This window comes from Burkholderia sp. AW49-1 (assembly GCF_053427845.1).
This window is the reverse complement of sequence record NZ_JBSAXF010000001.1, coordinates 969,931-990,324: the sequence shown is the minus strand read 5'-3', so window position 1 is coordinate 990,324 and position 20,394 is coordinate 969,931. Positions and strand designations below refer to the sequence as shown.

Genomic DNA, 20,394 nt, shown 5'->3' with positions numbered 1-20,394 from the left:
CCGGGATGTCAGCATTTTCTCAGACTCGCTCGATAACCTGTGTTCAGCCGGAACGAGCGATGACGGCATTAATACCAGAGGAGACGGCAACATGCAGCATGTCACGGGCACGACGAAGGCGCGGCCGAATGCACGGCGAAGCCTGACGCGGGCTGCCGCGTCGTCGCTTGCCGCCCACCGTCCGCAGGCATGCGCATGATCACGTCGCCACGCCGCCGCGCGTTGCTCGCCGCCGGCCTCGGCATGCTTGCCGCACCGTCGCTGGTGCGCGCGAAGCCGCGCACGGTGCGGATCTCGAAAGGCTATGGCGTGCTGTACCTGCCGCTGCTCGTGATGGAGAAGCAGCGCCTGTTCGAGCGTCACGCGGCGCGGCACGGCCTGCGCGAGGTCGCGGTCGACTGGGTGCTGCTCGACGGCGGCAATTCCGTCAACGACGCGATGATGGCCGGCACGCTCGATTTCGCGGGCGCCGGCGCGCCGGGCTTCATCGAGCTGTGGGCGCGGGCGCGCGGGATTCCGAACGTCGAGGTGATCGGCATCAGCGGATTGTCCACGACATCGCTGTCGCTCAATGCGAATCGGCCGGGCCTCGCGTCGCTGCGCGACTTCACGCCGTCCGACCGGATCGCCGTACCGGGCATCCGCACGTCGCTGTCGGCGGTCGTGCTGCAGATGGTCGCGAGCCGGCAGCTCGGCGCGAAGCATTTCGCGCAGCTCGATTCGATCACCGTGAACCTGCCGCATCCGCAGGCGATGCAGGCGCTGATCCGCCGCGAGAACGGCGTCACCGCGCACTTCACGTCACCGCCGTTCTCGACGCTCGAGCTGCGCCAGCCGGGCATTCATCGCGTCGTGAATTCGGTCGACGTGCTCGGCCCGCTGACGCTCGACGTCGTGTTCGCGCCGAAGCGGCTCGTCGATACGGAGCCCGCGCTGGCCTCGGCATTTCTCGGTGCACTCGACGAAGCGAACCGCCTGATCGCGCAGGACCCGCGTGCGGCGGCCGCGCTGTATGCGGCCTCGTCGGGTGTCGGCGTGTCGCACGACGACGTGATGCAGATGCTCGCCGCGCCGGACACGCGTTTCTCGGTGCGGCCGAACCAGCTGATGGACTACGTCGAATTCCTGTATCTCGCAGGCACGATCAAGGCGAAGCCGCGCGCGTGGCACGAGATGTTCGCGCCGATGCTCGACGACTACCGGACCGGCTGACCGTCGCCGTCCGTCGCCGAACCCCGATTTCATCGAACACCCCTGCGCCCGCGCGTGCATCGCGCGCGGCGCCGATTCAACCGACAAGCAACCGATTCACGGAGGAGCCCGCAGTGAATACCACCGAAACCCTGGACCCCGCGTCCACAGAAGAGCAGCGCGTCATGTCGAAGATGGCGCGGCGCCTGATGCCCATCCTCGTCGTGATGTTCCTGATCGCGTTCATCGACCGGCAGAACGTCGGCTTCGCGAAACTGCAGATGGTGCACAGCCTCGGGATGACCGAGGCCGCGTTCGGTCTCGCGTCGTCGCTGTTCTTCATCGGCTACCTGCTGTTCGAGGTGCCGAGCACGCTCGCGCTGCATCGCTACGGCGCGCGCGTGTGGCTCGCGCGGATCATGCTGACGTGGGGCCTCATCACCGTGCTGATGGGCTTCACGACGTCGATGCCCGCGTTCTGTTCGCTGCGCTTTCTGCTCGGGATCGCGGAGGCCGGCTTCTATCCGGGCGTGATCTATTACCTGACGCTGTGGTTTCCGCAGAGCTACCGCGCGAAGGTGCTCGGCATCTTCACGCTCGGCAGTGCGCTCGCGAACATGCTCGGCTCGCTGGTCGGCGGCGTGCTGCTGAGCCTGAACGGCGTGTGGGGGCTCGCGGGCTGGCAGTGGGTGTTCGTGGCGACGGGCATCCCGGCCGTGCTCGTCGCGATCGTCGTGTTCCGCGTGCTGCCGGCGTCGTTCCGCGAAGCGCCGTTCCTCGACGAGCGCGAGAAGCAGATCGTCGCGGCCGCGCTCGAGCGCGAGAAGCCGGCGCAGGCGGAGCATGCGCAGCCGTGGAAGGCGCTGCTCGATCCGCGCGTGATGCTGTTCGCGGCGACCTACATGCTGATGTCGACGTCGCTGTACGGCGTCACGTACTGGCTGCCGACGATCGTCAAATCGTTCGGCGTGTCGAGCAGCACGAACGGCTTGCTGAGCATGCTGCCGTGGGCGCTCGCGGTGCTGCTGCTGCTGTGGCTGCCGTCGAAGCTGCGCCGCGCGAAGAGCATCCTGCGCACGATCGCGATCGTCGCGGCGCTCGGCGCGCTCGGCTTCCTGCTGAGCCTCGTGCTGCCGTCGACGCCGCTGCGCTTCGTCGCGCTCGTGCTCGGCGGCGCGTGCATCCCGCTGTTGTACCCGTGCTTCTGGTCGATGCCGCCGCGCTACTTCACCGGTGCGCGTGCGGCGGCGAGCGTCGCGGCGATCAACTCGATCGGTAACCTCGGCGGCTTCTTCAGCCAGAACCTGATGCCGTTCGCGGGCAAGGTGACGGGCACTGCATTCGGGCCGATGATCGTGCCGATCGTGTGCCTCGCGCTGCTCGGCATCGGCGCGCTGGTCGCGTGGACGCGCTCGGAGCGGGAGATGGTGGCGGCGCGGGCGTGAGGGGCGCGGGACGCATCGGGGCTGCGGGTCCGCGCGGCCCCAGCTTCCGATCGTTCCGATGTGCTACGGTGCACGCGGTCGAGATACGTGGAGAGCGAAACGAAAACGACGGGGATCGACGTGCACGTTTGGGCTGCCAACGACCCTCGCGGCCGGCATCGGTGTGAAGAGGACTGCCACTGATTTCCGCAGCGGTATCCCGCGGTCGCTGCTTCGCCCTTACCCCTCCGTCCGCGACGCCCCGCGTTCGTCATGCGCGATCGCCACATGCGCCGACGCCACCGGAATATCGACCTCCACCGTCGTTCCTTCACCGAGCGTCGTATCGATCCGCAGCGTGCCGCCGACGAGATATGCGCGCTCGCGCAAACCGACCAGCCCGAACGATCCCGACTTGCGCGGCGCGCCGGGATCGAATCCCGCGCCGTCGTCTCGAATCGTCAGCGCGATCGTCTCGTCGCGATAAACGAGCGCCACGGTCGCGTTCGACGCGGCCGCGTGCCGCGCGACGTTCGCGAGCGCTTCCTGCGCGATGCGGAACACGGCCGTGGCGTACGGTTCGTCGAGCTGCAATTCGCCCGGCTCGACGTGCAGCGTGCACGCCATGCCGTGACGATGCCGGAAGTCCTCCACGAGCCATTGCATCGCGGCCGCGAACCCGAGGTCGTCGAGCATCAGCGGGCGCAGGTCCGACGCGATGCGCCGCGTGGCCGTCACCGCGCCGCGCGCGAGACCATGCATCGCCGCGATCTTGCGCGCCAGCGGCGCATCGTCTTGCGGCACGTGGTCGAGCAGCCATTCGAGATCGTTCTTCAGCGTTGCGAGCGTCTGCGCGAGTTCGTCGTGCAGTTCGCGCGCGATGCGGCGCTGTTCGGCCTCGCGTGCGCTCGCGCTGATCGCCGCGATCTCGCGCAGCTCCTCACGCGACGCCTGCAGCGCCCGCTCCGCACGCACGCGCTCCTCGACTTCGCGCCGCAGGTCGCGGTTCGACGCGCTCAACTGCGCGGTCCGGGCCGCGACGCGCTGTTCGAGCCGTTCGTTCGCCTCGTTGAGCTGCGCGCTCTTCTGCACGACGAGCAGGTGCTGATAGCGCGCGCCGGCCAGCGCGCGCACCGTCTGCGCATGCAGCCGGCCGTTCTCGAACAGCAGTGCGAACAGCACGACGCCCGACGCGACGAGGCCGTAGGTTCGCCCGGCGTAGAAGCCCACGTCGAAGCGCCCATGGTTCAGCATCGACGACAGCGCGATGTCGAACAGCCACGCGACGAGCACGATCATCACCCACAGGTCCAGCACGGAATGACGGCGCCTCTGCCGCCACATCAGCACGAGCGCGGCAAGGTTCAGCGCCCAGACGACCGCGATCGCGTTCGTCATCATCGGAGCCATCCGGTTGCCCTGCATGATGCGCGGCAACAGGTGCTGGCCCGCGGTCGCGAGCAGCGCGAGCGCGGCGGTCGCGCCGGCCGTCAGGACGATGCAGAGCAGGAGCGGGATCGCGGCGCGACGCTGCTCGAGCGACGGCGGATGCGCGCGCGGCGCCGCGCGCAGCAGCGTGTACGCGGCGACCGCCAGCGGAAAGCCGCCGTGCCAGAACAGATAAAGCCACGCGGTCGTCTGTTCGCCCGCGCCGAGCAAGCCTGTCGGCGTGAACAGCCCCGGAAAGGTCAGCATGTGCGTGCCGGCCATGAAGCCCGTAAACAGGTAGCCGACGGCGAGCGCGAGCAGCGATTTCTCGCGCAGGATCGCGTACTGGCCGAGCAGCAGGCCGGCCGTCACCATGTCGTTGACGACGATTGCCGACTGGTACACGGGGATGAAGCCCCACACGCGGGCAAGCGGCATGCCCGCGAACGGCGCGAGGGCGACGAAGATCATGGCCGACACGACGACCGTCGCGATCGCGAGCCGCCGCTCGCGCCGCTCGGGCGGCAGCGACGACATGAACAGGCGCGACGGCTCCGACGCGTCGTCATCGTCGGCCGCGGCGGGGCGGAAGCGGAATGCGGGCATCATGCGTCGTCGACGCCGAGGTCGAGATCGTGGCGCATCGCGTAGCGCACCAGCGCGGCTTCGTGCGGCAGCTCCATCTTCTCGAGGATGCGCGTCTTGTAGGTGCTGACCGTTTTCGCGCTCAGCGTGAGGTCCGCCGCGATCCGCGTGACCGTCTGGCCCGCGACGATGCGGCGCATCACGTCGAGTTCGCGCTCGGACAACCGCTCGTGCGGCAGCATTTCGGACGGCGCGCGCATCGTGCGCGCGAGGCTTTCGGCCGCCGACGCGCTCACGTACACGCCGCCGGCCGCGACCTTGGTGACGGCCTGGACGAGCTCGGCGGTTGCGCTGTCCTTCGTCAGGTAGCCGGTCGCGCCGGCCTTGAACGTGCGCGCCGCATACTGCGTTTCCGCATGCATCGTCAGCACCAGCATGCGTAGCGATGGCGCCTGTGTCTTGACCAGCCGGATCAACTCGATACCGGTCGGCGCGGGCATCGACAGGTCGAGCAGCAGCACGTCGGCGGCGCGACGCTCGGCCAGCGCGAGCGTAGCCGCGCCGTCGCTCGCCTCGCCGACGATCTCGAAACCGCCGGCCGTTTCCAGAATGTGACGCAGTCCGTCTCGCATGACTGCGTGATCGTCAGCCAGAATTACCCTGATCATCTAGCGGTCCTCTTCGGGATGACGCCGCGGGCTGCTCTGCCGGTTGTCGCCGCAGCGGTTCTTCTGACCAATATATGCCGCCGAAACGGGAAATGGTGCACCTGCGGGACATTTTTGAGACATCTGGGTGTCGAATGTGTCTTGAAGCGAGATAGTCGTCGTCAAATGGTACCGGCGGTAGGGGCAGACGGGGAGGGTATTCCCGAGGAATCGTTACGGTCGGGCGGACGGCGTGCCTCGCGGACCACCCTGATTCAGAGATAAACTGGTGCCTGATTGCACCGTCCAGACCCGAGGAGCCGCCACGATGATCGATCTCGCCGACATCCTGCCGTCCGCGTTGCCCGACGCCGTCGCGTGGGCCGACGCGCAGGCGGCCGACGGGCTCGCGCGGGGCGTGCCGCTGACACCCGCGCAGGCCGACGACGCGCGTACCGTGGGCGTCGCGCAGCCGGAGCGGATTCGCGTCGTCGTCGCCGACCGGTTGCCGTTCCCCGACTCGCCGGCGCTGGGCGCGATCGCGCGCGACACCGGCCTGCTGGCGCCGGGGACGATCGGCCTCACGCTCGGCCACGCGGTGTTCGTGCTGCGCGGCCACGACACGCGACGCCTGCTCACGCACGAATTCCGCCATGTGCACCAGTACGAAGAAGCCGGGTCGATCGGCGCGTTTCTCGCGCGCTATCTGTACCAGATCGCGACGGTCGGCTACCACGACGCGCCGCTCGAAGCCGACGCGCGGCAGCACGAATTCGACTGACGCCATCGGCCGGCGCGAACGCGCACCCATTCCGATGAACCTTCCCCACGCCATCGCCGGCCCGGTGCGGACCCCTCGCGCCGCCACGCCGCGCGGCCTGCGATGAGCGACACGATCCATGCGTGGCTCAACGCGATCGGCGCGCACCCGGCGTTGGTGCTGGCGATCGTGTTCGCCACCGCCTGTGCCGAGGCGATCGCGTTGATCGGCACGGTCGTGCCGGCCGGCGCCGTGATGTTCGCGGCCGGCACGCTGATCGGCGCGGGCGCGCTCGACGGCTGGATGGCCATCGGCGTCGCGGCCGCCGGCGCGATCGTCGGCGACGGGGTCAGCTACGAACTCGGGCGCCACTACCGCGGCGCGATCCGAAATGGATGGGTCCGGCTGGGTTACGCGGATGCCTATGCGCGCGGCGAGCAGTTCGTGCTGCGCCACGGCATGAAGAGCATCGTGCTCGCGCGCTTCCTCGCGCCGGTGCGCGCGGTCGTGCCGGTGGTGGTGGGGTGCGCGACGCTGCCGCGCCGGTCGTTCTATCCGGTCAACGTCGTGTCGGCGCTGATCTGGGCGCCGGTGCACGTCGCCCCGGGCATCCTGTTCGGCGCGTCGGCGATGCTGGCCGCCGCGATCAGCGTGCGGGTCGCCGCGATTCTGCTGGTGATCGCCGCGCTGGTCGCGCTCGTGTGGATCGGCGTGCGCGTCGCGCTGCGGCGCGGCTGGCCGTTGCTGCACCGCGCGCTCGTCGCGGTCATGTACGCATGCATACGCCGCTGGCCGCGATTCGGCGCGCGGCTGCACGACACGTTCGTGCACGTGCGCCGCCTGCCGGGCGCGGTGCCCGTGTTCGCGCTGCTGTTCGTCGGCTGCGTGTGGCTGTTTGCCGGCATCGTGCAGGACGTCGTCGCGAACGATCCGCTGATGCACGCCGACATCGCGCTGTATGCGTTCCTTCAGAACCTGCGCACGCCGCCCGTGGACGCCGCGATGCGCGCGCTCGCGGTGCTGCACGGACACGATACCGGGCTGATCGTCGCGGCCGCGTTTCTCGTCTGGCTGATGATCCATCGCTGCTGGGTAACGTCCGCATGGTGGCTCGCGACGGTCGGCATCGCGGTCGTGCTCGTGCCGGCGTTCGGCGCCGGCACGCCCGGCACGATGCCCGCGAGCCTGCCGCCCGGCGCGCTGCACGTGCCCCTGCCCGACGCCGATGCGGCGTTCGCGATGCTCGCGAGCAGCGGCATCGGCTGGGTGCTGACGCGCGACCGGCCCGCGCTGTGGCGCATCCCGGTCGTGACGGCGGTCGTGCTGTGGATCGTGCTCGGTGGCTTCGCGCGGCTGTACGTCGGCGATACGTGGCTGTCGGGTCTGCTCGGCGGCTGGAGCCTCGGGCTCGCGTGGTTCGCGATGCTGGCGGGCGCCTATGCGTACTGGCGCGTGCGCGAGCATGTGCAGCCGCGGGGCGCGCTGGTCGCGGTGCTCGTCGTGCTCGCGACGACCGGTGTCTGGACCGTGCCCGCGCAATGGCAGCTCGATCGCGCGGCGCGTCCGCACGTGGGCGACGTCGTCGCGATGACCGTCGATCAGTGGATGCGCGGCGGGTGGCAGCGCGTGCCGACGCGGCGCACCGAGATCGGCGGCGATCGCGAGGAATATCTGCCGCTGCAATGGTGCGCGACGTCGGACACGCTCGATCGCCATCTTTCGCTGGCCGGCTGGCAGCGCGCGACGCCGTGGTCGCCCGCCACGGCACTGCGCTGGCTGCTGCCGCAGGCGCCGGCCGATGCGCTGCCCGTGCTGCCGCGCTACACGCAGGGCGAAAGTACGCGCCGGGTGTTCGTGCGCGTCGATCCGGCCCGTCCGGACAGCCGCCTCGTATTGCGGCTGTGGCGTTATCCGTACGTGCTGCAGGATGCGCTCGGCACGCGGCCGCTGTGGTACGGCGCGCTGTACCGCGAGACGCTGCATCGGCCCGCGCGACTGATGACGATCGTGCGCACGACGATTGTCGACGATACGGCGACGATCGCGCAGGCGCTGCAGGTCGAGCCGACCGTCGAACGGCCGCCGGCGGGGACGAGCGCGGCGCCGGCCGCGGTGCTGCTCGTGTGGATGGTGCAGCCTTGAAGCGCGTGCGGCGCGTCAGGCGTGCGCCGGTTGCGCGGGGACGACGGACAGGCGCAGGCCGACGGTCTTGAGTACCGCGAGCAGGGTTTTCGGCGTCGGGTTGCCGTTGGGCGACAGCGTGCGACGACGATTCGGCCGAACGGCCGATCTCATCGGCGCGTACGGGGAAACGCGCCGTGCGGGGGAGGGGCTGCTCAAACCGTCGGCCCGCCGGCGCCGCCGCAGGACGCGACGTACGGCCCGGCAGGTCCGGCCTACGTTACGCTGACCGACGTGGCCGAGCGGCTCGGCTTCAGCGACCTGTCGAGTTCTCGCAGGCGTTCAAGCGATGGTATGGTGTGCCGCCGGGCACTTGTCGCAGCGGCCTGCTGCGCGACGGAGGCCCGCACTGACGCCGGGTCGCGCCACGCGCGTCGGTTCGCACGTGCGCACTCCAAAATCCCTTCACGAGAGAACCCGCATGATCACGCTTCGCCCGATGACCGAAGACGACTTCCCCCGCTTCTGGCCCACGTACCACGCGATCGTCGCCGCGCAGGAGACCTATGCATTCGATCCGGCGGCGACGCCGGAGGCCGCTCGCGCGCTGTGGCTCGACGCGCCGCTCTGCACGTGGGTCGCCGAGGAGGATGGCGTGCTGCTCGGCTCGTACTACCTGAAGGCGAACGCGGCCGGGCCCGGCGATCACGTGTGCAACTGCGGGTATATGGTCAGCGAGGCCGCGCGCGGCAAGGGCGTCGCGCGCCTGATGTGCGAGCACTCGCAGCAGGTGGCGCGCGAACGCGGCTTTCTCGCGATGCAGTTCAATTCGGTGGTCGCGACGAACGAGGTGGCGGTCGCGCTGTGGCAGAAGCTCGGCTTCGAGATCGTCGGCCGCTTGCCGCGCGCGTATCGCCACGCGCGGCTCGGTTTCGTCGACTGCCTGGTGATGGTCAAGTGGCTCGGCGACGCGGCGGTCGCCGACGCCTGATTCCGAAGTCAGACGGCGAACGCGCCGTCGAACACGATCCGCTCGTCGAACGCGAGCGTGCCGCGCGCGAAGATCAGGTCGAGGTGGTGGCTGCCGTTCGCGCCGCCGCCGAGGCCGAGATGCAGACCCGGATGACGCTCCTCGAACCCGGCGTTGCGGCCGTACAGCGCGCGGATGCCCAGGTTCGTGCCGATGCCGAATTCCTCGATGCGCCGATGATTGTCATGCCGGTCGAGGTACGCCGCGAAGTCGCGCCGGAAGCCCGCGTCGTCGCTGTCGAAATCGACGATCAGGCTGTCTTCGACGTGCAGCGTCGCGAGCCGCTCCGTCACGCGGTACTTGATCGCGAACGGCACGGTGCCGAGGAACGTGCCGCTGAATAGGATCGAGCCGTGCAGGTCGGTGACGTGCGTCGCGATCTCGCCGGGCACGACGTCGAGATTGCCCATCCCGTCCACGCTCGTCCATTTCTGGTCCGGTGAAAGCGAGCCGGTCAGCGTGTTGCCGGCTTCGTCGATGAAGTGGATCTGCGATGCGCGCGCGGCCGCTTCGATCAGCCGGCCGTTGCGCGCGGCGATGTCGTCGAGCGATTCGGCGAACGCTTCGTCGAGATGCGGGCCGTAATCCTTGAACAGTACGGACTTGCTCCAGTGCTCGACGATCGCGGGACGGATCGCGGCCAGGAACGGCGGGCCGCTCGGCGACGGTGTCGGCAGGCACGACGAGTCGTACAGCAGCACGAACAGATCCGCGCGCGCGAGCGCGGCGGCGATGTCGGCGGGCGGGGTGGTTTCGAGGCAGAGGGTCGTCGCGTCGAGCGAGTCGGGCAGGGCGGAAAACGCGCGCAACGCGACGTCGCGATTGCGGGTGTCGTAGCCGACCAGCAGTGTGCCCGTTTCGCCGCGTGCGAGCTTGTCGCGCAGCGCCGGGTGACAGCCGAGCGCGCGGTGCAGGTTCAGCATGCGTGTCTCCGGAAGCGGCGGAAGGGCCGCGGCCCTTCCGCGGGAACGGGCTGGCCGCTCAGACCGGCCAGAGCGCGGTGCCGAACGGCACCACGGCATCCTCGACCATCATGTCGACGGCCTCGGGGTGCGTGTCTTCCTGCATCCAGTCAAGCAATTCAATCTGCCGGGTTTCCTGCATGTCAATTCTCCTGTGGTGAACATGAGCGATTCAACATGAAAGCGCGGTAAATGGACGACCGCCACTCGTCCGGAATTTTTTGAATACCGGACGAGTGGCGTCGATATTAGTCTGATGATTTGGCGAATGCAATGCGTTGCGTCGTTTTTAGCTGTGTCGTGCTAAACAAGTGCGTTCGCTGCATATCGTGCGGTAAAGGCGAATGAATCGAATTGTGAAGGACACCGATTATTTTTTAATATCGGGTCGGTCAATGGCGAATTGACTCATGTGATTTATTTAAATTCAGAGTGCAATCACGTCGATCGTTTCGATTTTCACCATTCACGAACGATGCGCACACGGCTAACGTCCATGCGAACTGTTCGCCAGCCGCCGCCGAGCCAGATCCGGCGGCTGCACCGATTTTCTGGCACCATCTGACGACTTCGCGCGCGGGCCGCAGCCGCGCACGCACCGCCATCCTGGCGGCACGATTCGAACCACGATGGAGACACCGCGATGCGCGCAGCGCCGCAACCGGAGCACGCCGGCCGAGCACGGCCGGATGCCGGCGCCACCGAAACCGACCGGATGGCCGCATGGCGGCTCGCGATCTGCCTGTCGCTCGGCAGCGCCATCGCGCTCGGCCTCGCGCGCTTCTCGTATGCACTGCTGCTTCCGCCGATGAAGACCGATCTCGGCTGGAGCTTCGCGCAGGCCGGCGCGTTGAACACGGCGAACGCGGCCGGCTACCTGATCGGCGCGCTCATCTTCCCGTTCCTGTCGCGGCGCTGGCGTGCCGGCACGCTGCTGGCGGCCGGCTGCGCGCTGACCGCGGTGCTGATGGCCGCATGCGGGTTCACGTCCGGCATGAACGCGCTGCTCGCCGAGCGGCTCGCGACAGGCGTCGGCAGCGCGCTGATCTTCATCAGCGGCGGCGTGCTGGCGGCGCGGCTCGCGTCCGCGTCGCCGCGCGATGCGGGGCTGCTGCTCGGACTCTATTACGGCGGCACGGGGTGGGGCATCGTCGCGTCGTCGCTGCTCGTGCCCGCGACGCTAGTGCATCGCGCGCACGGCTGGCAACCGGCGTGGTTCGCGCTCGCGGTCGCGTGCGTGCTGTTCTCGGCGATCGCCGTGGCGGCGGCGCGTCGCATCGAGCAGGCGCACGCGGCACCCGCCGTGCGGGGCGACGGGGCCGCGCCGGCGGCCACCGCGAGCCCCGCGCGCTTCGCGCTCGTGCTCGCGGGCTACGGACTGTTCGGTGTCGGCTACATCGGCTACATGACGTTCATCGTCGCGCTGCTGCGCGGCGCGGGGATGAGCGGCGCGGTCGTGTCCGCGTTCTACGTGATGCTCGGCGTCGCGACCGTCGTGTCGGCGCGGTTGTGGTCGGGGCTGCTCGACCGGATGCGCGGCGGCCAGGCGCTGGCCGCGCTCAATGCGTTGCTCGGCGTCGCGACGCTGATGCCGGCGCTGTTCGTGCATCCGGCGGCCGCGTTCGCGTCGGGCGTGCTGTTCGGTGCGACTTTCCTGTCGGCGGTCGCGTCGACCACCGCGTTCGTGCGCCACAACCTGCCGCCGGAAGGCTGGGCGAAGGGCATCAGCGCGTTCACGACGATCTTCGCGTTCGGGCAGATCGCCGGGCCTGTCGCGATCGGCTGGGTATCCGACAGCGCCGGGCTCGCGCGCGGGCTCGTGTATTCGGCGCTGACGCTGTTCGCGGGCGCCGCGCTCGCGGCCGGACAGCGTGCGTTGCGGGTGTCGGCGTAGCCGCCGCCGCTGCGCCGGTCACATTCGCAGAAAAGGGGAGTGCCATCACTCCCGTGAATGATGCTCGCGGCGCGCGCCGGCCTTGTCCGCGCGCGCCGCCGCCCGTTACCGTTCGATCTGCCGATTCCAGCGCGTGTCCCACTGCGCGCGGCGCGCGTTGATCGCCGTCCAGTCGACCACCGTCACCTTGCGCACCAGGTCGTCGACGTTGCCGAGGCTTTGCTGCATCGCGGCGGGCATCTTCGCGAGGCGGTTGGTCGGGATCTGCTTGCCGGCCTCGGCCGCCTTCGTCTGCGCGGACGCGGACAGCAGGAATTGCGCGAGCTTCTGGGCCAGTTGCGGATCGGGGTTGTTCGCGACCACGCACAGGTCGACGAGCAGCAGCACCGGGCCTTCCTTCGGGTTCGCATACGCGACCGGAATGCCCTTGTCCTGCAGGTCGCCGACGCCGGTCGGCGTCAGCGGAAACAGGCCGGCCTCGCCGGTCTGCACCATCTCGGAGATCTTCGCCGAGTTCGGGATGTACTCGACGACGTTTGGCCCGACCGTGCTCGCCCACTTGCTGAAGCCGGGCTCGACGTTCTGTTCGCTGCCGCCGAGCAGCCGGTTGATCGCGAGAAATCCGTGCAGCCCGAACGTGCTGCTCGACGCGGACTGGAACACGACCTTGCCCTTGTATTTCGGGTCGGCGAAATCCATCCACGACGTCGGCGGCGCCCAGCCCTTTTCGGCGAACAGTTTCTTGTTGTACGCGATGCCGGTCATCCCGAGCTGGACGCCCGCGCCGACGTCGTCCTTCATCCGCGCGAACGGATACAGCTCCTTCAGCACCGGCGAATCGTCGAGCTTCTGGCATACGCCGAGACTGACCGCGCGCGCCATTACGCCGTCGTCGAGGAACGCGACGTGGATCTGCGGTTTGTTGCGGTTCGCGAGCAGCTTCGCGAGCACGTCCGACGACGTGCCGGGCACGACGACGACCTTCACGTTGTTCGCTTTCTCGAAGTCGGGCAGCACCTGGCTCGTATAGGCCTTTTCCATCGGCCCGCCGTTCATGCCGACGTAGATCGTCTTCGTTTGCGCGAACGCGGGCGCGCTGGCGCCTGCGATGCAGAGTGCGGCAGCCGCCGCGATCGTTCCGAGCAGTTTCATCGTTGGGTCTCCTCTTGACGGAAAGGGGCGGTCGGCACGGGGAAGAAGCGGCCGATCGAGAATGCATCGAGTGGCGTGGCGGTTTCGCCCGTCGTGACGAGATCGGCGAGCACCTCGCCGACGCCCGGCGCGAGCAGGAAACCGCCGCCGGAAAAGCCGAACGCATGTAGCAGGTTCGGCGTGGTGCGGCTCGCGCCGACGATCGGGTTGTGGTCCGGCGTGCAGCCTTCGACACCGCTCCACGTCCGGATCAGCAGCGCGTCGCGCAATGCGGGCAGCAGCGCACACGCATCGCGCATCACCGCGCGTGTCGTATCGACCGACGGCTGGCCGAATTCGCCGTTGCCGCGGCCGCGGCCGCCGCCGATCACGCAGTTGCCGCGCGCGACCTGCCGCGCGTATACGCCGCCGCCGTACACGCCGAGGTTGTGCGTGATGAACGGCGGCAGCGGTTCGGTCACCCACATGTTCGGGTAGATCGGCTCCATCGGCACGGCTTCGCCGAAGCGTTCGGCGATCGTGTTCGCCCATGCGCCGGCCGAGTTGATCAGCCACGTCGCGGCGCATGCGCGGTCGCCGGCATGAAGGTGAAAGCGCGTGCCGTCGTGCCGGACCTCGTCGACCGGCGTGTGCTCGAAAACGTCGGCGCCCGCCGCGCGGGCTGCGCGCGCGAACGCGGGCGACACGACGCGCGGGTTCGCATGTCCGTCGGTCGCGCACAGCGAGCCGCCGACCGCCGCGCGGCCGAGCCACGGATAGCGGCGACGGAACGCGTCGCCGCGCATCACCTGCAGCGGCAGGCCGTGCTCGCCGGCGAGCGCCGCGTAGGCATCGAGGGCATCGAGATCGGCGTCGCTGCGCGCGAGCCGCAAGTGGCCCGACACGACGAATTCGCCGTCGATGCCGATCAGCTCGGGCAGGCGGTCCCAGATGCGCCGCGCGCGCAGTGCGAGCGGCAGCTGTTCCGCCGGGCGGCCCTGGCAGCGCACGCCGCCGTAGTTCACGCCGCTCGCCTGTGCACCGCAGTCGCGGCGTTCGAACAGCGCGACGCGCAAGCCGCGCCGCGTCAGCGCCAGCGCGGCCGATGCCCCGACGAGCCCGCCGCCGACGATCGCGACGTCGTAGTGGCGAAGTTCACTCATCGCGCGCCTCGTCGGGAATCGCCGCGACATCGTCGCCCGCGAGCGCGGCGGAGATCGGAAATGGCTTCACTGGCGGTTGCGCGCGCAACCGGCCGACGTCCGCGAGCGAGTGGCCGGTTTCCGCGGCGAGCACGAGTGCGGTCGCGTCGCCGCACATGCGGCCCTGGCAGCGGCCCATCCCGGCGCGTGTCAGTGCCTTCAGCCGATTCAGCTCGGTCGCTTCGCCGCCGCGAATGCAGCGTCGCAGCGTACCCGCGTCGATTTCCTCGCAGCGGCACACGATCGTGTCGTCCGGGCACCGCGCGGCAAGTGCGGCGGGCGGCGCGAATGCGGCTTCGAGGCCCGCGCGGAACGCGCCGAGCCGGGCGAGCCTGCGTTCCAGCGTCGCTGCATCGGGTTTGCCGGAACGTGCGTGCGATGGCGTTTCGATGCCCGCATCGTCGAGTAGCGCCAGCGCCGCGCGTCGCCCGGACGCCTCGGCCGCGTCGGCGCCAGCGATGCCGGCACCGTCGCCCGCGACGTAGATGCCGCGCACCGACGTGCGGCCGGCCGCGTCGCGTTCAGGCAGCCATGCGCGGTTGAGCGGATCGAAACGGAACCGGCAGCCGGCGAGATCCGCGAGCTGCGTTTCCGAACGCAGCCCGAAGCCGAGGCCGAGCGCATCGCAGTCGAGCCGCCGCGGCGGCGCGTCGCCGCCGGCCGCGCGCCATGCGATTCCCGTCACGTGCCGCTCGCCGAGCACGCGCTCGAGCGTGACGCCCGTTTCGATCGCGACACCGTGCGCGCGCAGCCAGCCGATGTAGTACAGCCCCTTCGCGAAGGTGGACGGCATGCGCAGCAGGGCCGGTGTCGCGGCTGCCTGCTGACGCAGCGGACTCGTGTCGAGCACCGCCGCGACCTGCGCGCCGGCTTTCGCGTATTGATAGGCGACGAGATACAGCAAGGGTCCCGTGCCCGCGAACACGATGCGGCTGCCGATCGCGCAGCCCTGCGCCTTCAGCGCGACCTGCGCGCCGCCGAGCGTGTAGACGCCGGCCAGCGTCCACTCCGGCACCGGCAGCATGCGATCGGTCGCGCCGCTCGCGACGATCAGGTGCGAGAACGGCACGGTCGTCTCGCGGCCGTCCTGCAGCGTGTCGACGCGGCCCGCGCCGCACGCCCACGCGAGCGTGTTCGGCCGGTAATCGACGTGCGGCAGCAGCGCGGCCATGGTCCGGTGCACGGCATCGGCCTTCGCGGCCTCGAAGCCGTACAGCACGCGCTTGCCGCGCGCGAACGCGCCGTCGGCCGGCGGCTGACGATAGATCTGCCCGCCCCAGCGCGCGCTCTCGTCGATCACGACGGGGCGCAGCCCCGCGTCGACCAGCGCCTCGGCCGCGCGTACGCCGGCCGGCCCCGCGCCGACGATCACCGGTCGCAACGCGTCGTTCATGATGCCTCTCCGGCTGCGGCGGGCTGCGCGCCGGTGAGAATCCGCATGCCGTCGACGATCGGCGTCGAGCATGCGCGCACGCGTGCGCCGGCCTCGGTGCGCACCCAGCAGTCCTGGCACGCGCCGATCAGGCAGAAGCCCGCGCGCGGCTTGCCGCTGAATTCGCTCACGCGCACGCGGCGCTGCGCGACGAGGATCGCGGTGAGCACGGTGTCGCCGGCGAGCGCGTGCGCGGGGCGACCGTCGAGCGTGAACGCGACGGCGGCGCGATCGCGTTCGGCGACGCGCACGAACTGCGCGCCGTCGTCCGCGATGCCGGCGGAACGGGAAACGGAAGTCGTCATCAGTGTTGGCCGATCAGGATGCGGTTCAGGCCGTATACGCGATCGAGCAGCAGCATCGCGCCGGCGGTGATGAAGATGACGAGCGCCGATACCGACGCCATCATCGGATCGATCGATTCGGTCGCATACATGTACATGCGCACCGGCAGCGTGACCGTCTGCGGCGACGTGACGAAGATCGACATCGTCAGTTCGTCGAAGCTGTTGATGAACGCGAGCAGCCAGCCGCCGGTGATGCCGGGCACGATCATCGGCAGCGTGATGCGGCGGAACGTCGTCCACGGATCGGCGCCGAGCGAGCATGCGGCCTGCTCGACGCTGCGGTCGAGGCCGGCGACGGAAGCGAGCACGAGCCGCATCACGAACGGCGTGATGACGATCATGTGCGCGAGCACCAGCCATGCGAACGAGCCGGTCGCGCCGATCAGCGCGAAGAACCGCAACAGCGCGATGCCGAGCACGAGGCCGGGGATCACGAGCGGCGACAGCAGCAGGCCGTTCAGGAACGCGCGGCCGGGAAACGCCGCGCGGCCGATCGCGAGCCCGGCGGGTAACGCGATCGCGAGCGACAGCGTCGCCGACGCGAACGCGAGCTTCACGCTGTTGGCGAATGCGGTGACGAAGTCCGGATAGTCGAGGATCGCGCGGAACCAGCGCAGCGACAGGCCGTGCGTCGGCAGCGTCAGCGTTTCGTCGGGCGTGAACGCGACGAGCACGACGATCACGAGCGGCGCGAGCACGAACAGGATCACGAGCGTGTGGAACGCCAGGGCGAAGGGGCCGTTCTTTCTCATCGGGAAGCGCCTCCGAGGCTGCGCGCATAGCGGCGTTCGAGCACGCGGTAGTAGGTGAGCATCACGACGAGGTTCGCGACCAGCAGCAGCACCGCGATCGTCGCGCCGAGCGGCCAGTTCAGCGAGCCTAGGAATTCGTCGTAGACGGCGGTCGCCGCGACCTTCAACCGGCGTCCGCCGAGCAGGCCCGGAATCGCAAACGCGCTCGCCGACAGCCCGAACACCATCAGGCTGCCGGACAGCACGCCCGGCATCAGCTGCGGCACCACGATGCGGCGCAGCGTCGTGAACGGCGACGCGCCGAGCGACAGCGCCGCGTGCTCGGTCTGCGGATCGAGCCGCTGCAGCGCCGTCCACACGGGGATCACCATGAACGGCAGCATCACGTGCACCAGCGCGATCACGATCGCAAACGTCGTGTATTCGAGCTTGTACGGCCCGAGACCGACGAGCCCGAGCGTCTGGTTCACGAGCCCGCTCGTGTTGAGCAGCATGCTCCAGCCGAACGCGCGCACGACGACCGACACGAGCAGCGGCGCAAGGATGACGAGCAGGAACAGCGAGCGCCACGGGTCGCGCATTTTCGACAGCACGTACGCTTCGGGCGTGCCGATCGCGACGCAGATCGCGGTGGTCAGCGCGGCAATGCCGAACGTGCGCGCGAAGATCGTGTGGAAGTACGACGAACCGAGCACTTCCGCGTAGTTGCCGAACTGGAACGCGGCGATCGGGCCCGTGGCCGGGTCGTAGCGGTAGAGCGTGAGCGCGAAGGTCATCGCGAGCGGCACGAGCACGAGCGCGGCGAAGAGCAGGAACGCGGGCGCGCACATCAGCCACAGCGGCGCATGGGCGCGCCACGACGCGCGCGACGTGCGACCGCCGGTGGCGCGTGGCGGCGCGGCATCGGATGCGGGCGCGGGCACCGCCGATTGCGCGCGCGCGGCCGGCGTGCCGTCGGTCGGGAGCGGTCGGGCAGGCTGTCCCATTCAGGCCTCCCGCCGCATCACGCGCACCGCGTCGCTGTGCCAGTCGACGCCGACCGGCGCACCTTCCGCGAGCGGCTCCGCCCCTTCGTTCTGACAGCAGACGAGCACTTCGCCGAGCGCGCTGTCGACGCGGTACAGCCACTGGCTGCCGAGGAAGAAGCGGCTCGTGACGGTCGCGGCGAAGCGGCCCGCGCCCGGCGCGCACAGGCGCAGTTTTTCAGGACGGATGCACACCGATACGGCGTCGCCGATGCGCACGTCGCGCTCGCGCGCCGGCAGGTGCGCGGTGCGGCCCGTCTCCGCGAGATCGTGGCCGAGGTCGATGCGGATCGCGTCGCCGTCGTGCGCGACGATGGTGCCGGGCAGCAGGTTCGCCTTGCCGATGAACTGCGACACGAAGTGGTTCTCCGGGCGTTCGTACGCGCGATACGGCGTGTCGGTCTGCGTGATGCGGCCGGCTTCCATCACGACCACGCGATCGCTGATCGACAGCGCTTCCGATTGATCGTGCGTGACCATGATCGTCGTCGTGCCGATCTTGCGCTGGATCGTACGCAGTTCGAACTGCATCTCCTCGCGCAGCTTCGCGTCGAGGTTCGACATCGGCTCGTCGAGCAGCAGCACCGGCGGTTCGATCACGACCGCACGCGCGATCGCGACACGCTGCCGCTGGCCGCCGGACAGCTCGCGCGGAAAGCGGTGCGCGAGCGCATCGAGACGCACGAGCGCGAGCGCCGCACGGATGCGCTCGGCGCGCTCCGCCTTGTCGACGCCGCGCATGTCGAGACCGAAGCCGACGTTCTCCGCGACGCTCATGTGCGGAAACAGCGCATAGCTCTGGAACACGATGCCGAGCCCGCGGCGGTTCGGCTTCATGTGCGTGATGTCCTGACCGTCGAGCGCGATGCGGCCGCGCGTGACGTCGACGAAGCCGGCGATCATCTGCAGCGTCGTGGTCTTGCCGCAGCCCGACGGCCCGAGCAGCGACACGAATTCGCCTTGTTCGACCGACAGGTTGACGTCGGCGACGGCCGTGAGCTCGCCGAACGATTTCGTCAGATCCGTAAGCGTGAGAAACGACATGGGGAGCTCCGGGTTCGTACACCGGATGGCCGGTGCGTCATTGACGCGGACTCTAGCCAGCCATATTTGGGAGCGTCAATTTCCAATTCTGCTCAGCGGGATGAATTTTCGAAAAATTCCAGTCAACGGAATTGTTTGAGACATCTCGGGAAAATCGTTCCGTTGAGTGAAGGCGGGTGAGGCGATGAAAAGCGCGCGTCAATCCCGTGCACATCCGGATGCCCGACGCATTTCGGCGGCACGACAATGGCGGCAGGCGTATTCCGTTCACTGAAATCATCGAGGAGAACTCGCATGCAGGAACCTCATTCGCGCGGAACGTCGCGTGCCGCAAGCGTGCCGGCCCCGGACGAGGACGCCGCCGCCGATGCGGCCGATGCCGCCGGCCCGCCGGGCACCGGCATGCTGCAGCGCGCATTCGCGATCCTGCGCGCACTGGCCGGCATGCAGCAGGACGGCGTGCGCGTCACGCACCTCGCGAAGGCCGTCGGCCTTACGCAGGGCACCGCGCACCGGATCCTGCAATCGCTGATCGCCGAAGGGATGGTCGAGCAGGACGAGCAGTCGAAGCTGTACCGGTTGAGCGTCGACTTCTTCGCGCTCGCCGCGCTGGCGGGCAACCCGAGCAGCATGCGTACGCTGTGCCGGCCCGCGCTGCTGCGGCTGTGCGCGAGTCTCGGCGAGACGATCTTCCTGCTCGTGAAGAGCGGCTTCGACGCGGTGTGTCTCGATCTGTGCGAAGGGCCGTTCCCGATCCGCTCGTTTACCGGCGACATCGGCGGGCGCATCGCGCTCGGCGTCGGGCAGGGCAGCCTCGCGATCCTCGCGTTCCTGCCGGAAGCCGAGCGCGAGGAGGTGATCCGCTTCAACGTGCCGCGCATTCGCGGCTACGGCGTGCTCGACGAGGTGTACCTGCGCACCGAGATCGAACGCGTGCGCCAGCTCGGCTATGCGGGCCGCAACAGCGGCGTGCTCGACGGGATGGCCGGCGTCGCGGTGCCGATCCTCGACCGCACCGGTTATCCGGTCGGCGCGCTGAGCGTCGGCACGCTGGCGTCGCGTCTCGGCGACGACCGGATGCCGATGGTCGTCGAGCTGCTCAGGCGCCAGGCCGACGCGATCGGCCCGCGCACGAACCCGTTCGACGCCGCATTGCGGCGGCCGATGCACGGGCTATCCGGGAATAGCGCGTAGCAGCGTCGCGCGTCGCCGGATCGCTCGAAGCCGGCAAGCTCTCCGATCCGTTCCGGCCGCACATGTTGCCGGCGAACATGCCCGTGCATCGCGTGACGTGTTTCGCGAGCGCGGCCGACGAGAAGGAGATGCTCGAGCGCGTGATGACGATCGCGGAGACGATGATCGCGCGCAGCCGGTTGGAACACCAGGTCGACGAACCGAAGGCGCGGGAAGGGGCGCAGC

18 protein-coding genes and 1 pseudogene are annotated in these 20,394 nt (G+C 69.3%); 7 read left to right on the top strand and 12 right to left on the bottom strand.

Annotation, left to right across the window (positions count from 1 at the left end):
- The first annotated feature begins 195 nt into the window (after nucleotides 1-195).
- Together ACV22W_RS04300 and ACV22W_RS04295 are read left to right on the top strand one after the other, a co-directional pair.
- Nucleotides 196-1,212: an ABC transporter substrate-binding protein gene (locus ACV22W_RS04300; RefSeq protein ID WP_448017951.1), complete on the top strand. Its 1,017-nt coding sequence runs from the start codon at nucleotides 196-198 to the stop codon at nucleotides 1,210-1,212.
- A 113-nt stretch (nucleotides 1,213-1,325) separates the two neighbouring features.
- Entirely contained in the window at nucleotides 1,326-2,636 is a 1,311-nt protein-coding gene (locus ACV22W_RS04295; protein ID WP_448017949.1) for an MFS transporter, read from the top strand.
- Between the two features lie 219 nt (nucleotides 2,637-2,855).
- Here the strand turns inward: ACV22W_RS04295 and ACV22W_RS04290 are convergent, their stop codons facing one another.
- Nucleotides 2,856-4,652, bottom strand: a complete 1,797-nt coding sequence (locus ACV22W_RS04290) for an MASE4 domain-containing protein (protein ID WP_448017947.1) — start codon at nucleotides 4,650-4,652, stop codon at nucleotides 2,856-2,858.
- Nucleotides 4,649-5,296, bottom strand: coding sequence for a response regulator (locus ACV22W_RS04285; protein WP_059532052.1), 648 nt, complete (start codon nucleotides 5,294-5,296; stop codon nucleotides 4,649-4,651). Before ACV22W_RS04285 ends, ACV22W_RS04290 begins: the two co-directional genes overlap by 4 nt.
- Nucleotides 5,297-5,603: 307 nt before the next feature.
- On the opposite strand from ACV22W_RS04285, the gene ACV22W_RS04280 reads away from it, so the two are divergent.
- Complete coding sequence (locus ACV22W_RS04280; RefSeq protein WP_448017945.1) at nucleotides 5,604-6,056, top strand: hypothetical protein; 453 nt, start codon at nucleotides 5,604-5,606, stop codon at nucleotides 6,054-6,056.
- Nucleotides 6,057-6,158: 102 nt separating this feature from the next.
- Nucleotides 6,159-8,177: an LssY C-terminal domain-containing protein gene (locus ACV22W_RS04275; RefSeq protein WP_448017943.1), complete on the top strand. Its 2,019-nt coding sequence runs from the start codon at nucleotides 6,159-6,161 to the stop codon at nucleotides 8,175-8,177.
- Nucleotides 8,178-8,192: 15 nt separating this feature from the next.
- Here ACV22W_RS04275 and ACV22W_RS04270 read toward each other — a convergent pair.
- A pseudogene (locus ACV22W_RS04270) lies at nucleotides 8,193-8,315 on the bottom strand (helix-turn-helix domain-containing transcriptional regulator); the annotation flags it as partial.
- Between the two features lie 322 nt (nucleotides 8,316-8,637).
- On the opposite strand from ACV22W_RS04270, the gene ACV22W_RS04265 reads away from it, so the two are divergent.
- Complete coding sequence (locus tag ACV22W_RS04265; RefSeq protein WP_448017941.1) at nucleotides 8,638-9,147, top strand: N-acetyltransferase family protein; 510 nt, start codon at nucleotides 8,638-8,640, stop codon at nucleotides 9,145-9,147.
- A gap of 8 nt (nucleotides 9,148-9,155) precedes the next feature.
- Here ACV22W_RS04265 and ACV22W_RS04260 read toward each other — a convergent pair whose 3' ends face one another.
- Together ACV22W_RS04260 and ACV22W_RS04255 are read right to left on the bottom strand one after the other, a co-directional pair.
- Nucleotides 9,156-10,109 carry a leucyl aminopeptidase gene (locus ACV22W_RS04260; RefSeq protein WP_448017939.1) on the bottom strand — a complete coding sequence of 318 codons (954 nt, stop codon included), beginning with the start codon at nucleotides 10,107-10,109 and terminating at the stop codon, nucleotides 9,156-9,158.
- Between the two features lie 58 nt (nucleotides 10,110-10,167).
- On the bottom strand, nucleotides 10,168-10,290 hold the full coding sequence (locus ACV22W_RS04255) for a hypothetical protein (protein ID WP_006752127.1): 123 nt from the start codon (nucleotides 10,288-10,290) through the stop codon (nucleotides 10,168-10,170).
- 501 nt (nucleotides 10,291-10,791) lie between these two features.
- On the opposite strand from ACV22W_RS04255, the gene ACV22W_RS04250 reads away from it, so the two are divergent.
- Complete coding sequence (locus ACV22W_RS04250; RefSeq protein WP_448017937.1) at nucleotides 10,792-12,042, top strand: YbfB/YjiJ family MFS transporter; 1,251 nt, start codon at nucleotides 10,792-10,794, stop codon at nucleotides 12,040-12,042.
- A gap of 105 nt (nucleotides 12,043-12,147) precedes the next feature.
- Here ACV22W_RS04250 and ACV22W_RS04245 read toward each other — a convergent pair whose 3' ends face one another.
- The 7 genes from ACV22W_RS04245 to ACV22W_RS04215 are packed head-to-tail and all read right to left on the bottom strand — an operon-like array spanning nucleotide 12,148 to nucleotide 18,975.
- The gene (locus ACV22W_RS04245; RefSeq protein WP_448017935.1) at nucleotides 12,148-13,194 is read right to left on the bottom strand and encodes an ABC transporter substrate-binding protein; all 1,047 of its coding nucleotides are present in this window, start codon (nucleotides 13,192-13,194) and stop codon (nucleotides 12,148-12,150) included.
- Nucleotides 13,191-14,336 (bottom strand): NAD(P)/FAD-dependent oxidoreductase, encoded by a 1,146-nt coding sequence (locus ACV22W_RS04240; protein WP_448017933.1) that lies wholly within the window; start codon nucleotides 14,334-14,336, stop codon nucleotides 13,191-13,193. The genes ACV22W_RS04245 and ACV22W_RS04240 overlap by 4 nt, the downstream gene beginning before the upstream one ends.
- The gene (locus ACV22W_RS04235; RefSeq protein ID WP_448017931.1) at nucleotides 14,329-15,768 is read right to left on the bottom strand and encodes an FAD-dependent oxidoreductase; all 1,440 of its coding nucleotides are present in this window, start codon (nucleotides 15,766-15,768) and stop codon (nucleotides 14,329-14,331) included. The genes ACV22W_RS04240 and ACV22W_RS04235 overlap by 8 nt, the downstream gene beginning before the upstream one ends.
- On the bottom strand, nucleotides 15,765-16,112 hold the full coding sequence (locus tag ACV22W_RS04230) for a (2Fe-2S)-binding protein (protein WP_448017929.1): 348 nt from the start codon (nucleotides 16,110-16,112) through the stop codon (nucleotides 15,765-15,767). Before ACV22W_RS04230 ends, ACV22W_RS04235 begins: the two co-directional genes overlap by 4 nt.
- Nucleotides 16,112-16,906, bottom strand: a complete 795-nt coding sequence (locus ACV22W_RS04225) for an ABC transporter permease (protein WP_124901421.1) — start codon at nucleotides 16,904-16,906, stop codon at nucleotides 16,112-16,114. The genes ACV22W_RS04230 and ACV22W_RS04225 overlap by 1 nt, the downstream gene beginning before the upstream one ends.
- Complete coding sequence (locus ACV22W_RS04220; RefSeq protein WP_448017927.1) at nucleotides 16,903-17,892, bottom strand: ABC transporter permease; 990 nt, start codon at nucleotides 17,890-17,892, stop codon at nucleotides 16,903-16,905. The genes ACV22W_RS04225 and ACV22W_RS04220 overlap by 4 nt, the downstream gene beginning before the upstream one ends.
- On the bottom strand, nucleotides 17,893-18,975 hold the full coding sequence (locus ACV22W_RS04215) for an ABC transporter ATP-binding protein (protein WP_448017925.1): 1,083 nt from the start codon (nucleotides 18,973-18,975) through the stop codon (nucleotides 17,893-17,895).
- A gap of 294 nt (nucleotides 18,976-19,269) precedes the next feature.
- On the opposite strand from ACV22W_RS04215, the gene ACV22W_RS04210 reads away from it, so the two are divergent.
- Nucleotides 19,270-20,169, top strand: coding sequence for an IclR family transcriptional regulator (locus tag ACV22W_RS04210; protein ID WP_448017923.1), 900 nt, complete (start codon nucleotides 19,270-19,272; stop codon nucleotides 20,167-20,169).
- Nucleotides 20,170-20,394: the final 225 nt, after the last annotated feature.

Bases quoted from the DNA above. Each gene is read 5' to 3' on its own strand.
- ACV22W_RS04250 (WP_448017937.1), top strand. From the start codon at position 10,792: ATGCGCGCAGCGCCGCAACCGGAGCACGCCGGCCGAGCACGGCCGGAT.
- ACV22W_RS04260 (WP_448017939.1), bottom strand. From the start codon at position 10,109: ATGCTGAACCTGCACCGCGCGCTCGGCTGTCACCCGGCGCTGCGCGAC.
- ACV22W_RS04280 (WP_448017945.1), top strand. From the start codon at position 5,604: ATGATCGATCTCGCCGACATCCTGCCGTCCGCGTTGCCCGACGCCGTC.
- ACV22W_RS04290 (WP_448017947.1), bottom strand. From the start codon at position 4,652: ATGATGCCCGCATTCCGCTTCCGCCCCGCCGCGGCCGACGATGACGAC.
- ACV22W_RS04220 (WP_448017927.1), bottom strand. From the start codon at position 17,892: ATGGGACAGCCTGCCCGACCGCTCCCGACCGACGGCACGCCGGCCGCG.
- ACV22W_RS04235 (WP_448017931.1), bottom strand. From the start codon at position 15,768: ATGAACGACGCGTTGCGACCGGTGATCGTCGGCGCGGGGCCGGCCGGC.
- ACV22W_RS04265 (WP_448017941.1), top strand. From the start codon at position 8,638: ATGATCACGCTTCGCCCGATGACCGAAGACGACTTCCCCCGCTTCTGG.
- ACV22W_RS04210 (WP_448017923.1), top strand. From the start codon at position 19,270: ATGCAGGAACCTCATTCGCGCGGAACGTCGCGTGCCGCAAGCGTGCCG.
- ACV22W_RS04255 (WP_006752127.1), bottom strand. From the start codon at position 10,290: ATGCAGGAAACCCGGCAGATTGAATTGCTTGACTGGATGCAGGAAGAC.
- ACV22W_RS04240 (WP_448017933.1), bottom strand. From the start codon at position 14,336: ATGAGTGAACTTCGCCACTACGACGTCGCGATCGTCGGCGGCGGGCTC.
- ACV22W_RS04225 (WP_124901421.1), bottom strand. From the start codon at position 16,906: ATGAGAAAGAACGGCCCCTTCGCCCTGGCGTTCCACACGCTCGTGATC.
- ACV22W_RS04275 (WP_448017943.1), top strand. From the start codon at position 6,159: ATGAGCGACACGATCCATGCGTGGCTCAACGCGATCGGCGCGCACCCG.
- ACV22W_RS04215 (WP_448017925.1), bottom strand. From the start codon at position 18,975: ATGTCGTTTCTCACGCTTACGGATCTGACGAAATCGTTCGGCGAGCTC.
- ACV22W_RS04285 (WP_059532052.1), bottom strand. From the start codon at position 5,296: ATGATCAGGGTAATTCTGGCTGACGATCACGCAGTCATGCGAGACGGA.
- ACV22W_RS04230 (WP_448017929.1), bottom strand. From the start codon at position 16,112: ATGACGACTTCCGTTTCCCGTTCCGCCGGCATCGCGGACGACGGCGCG.
- ACV22W_RS04300 (WP_448017951.1), top strand. From the start codon at position 196: ATGATCACGTCGCCACGCCGCCGCGCGTTGCTCGCCGCCGGCCTCGGC.
- ACV22W_RS04245 (WP_448017935.1), bottom strand. From the start codon at position 13,194: ATGAAACTGCTCGGAACGATCGCGGCGGCTGCCGCACTCTGCATCGCA.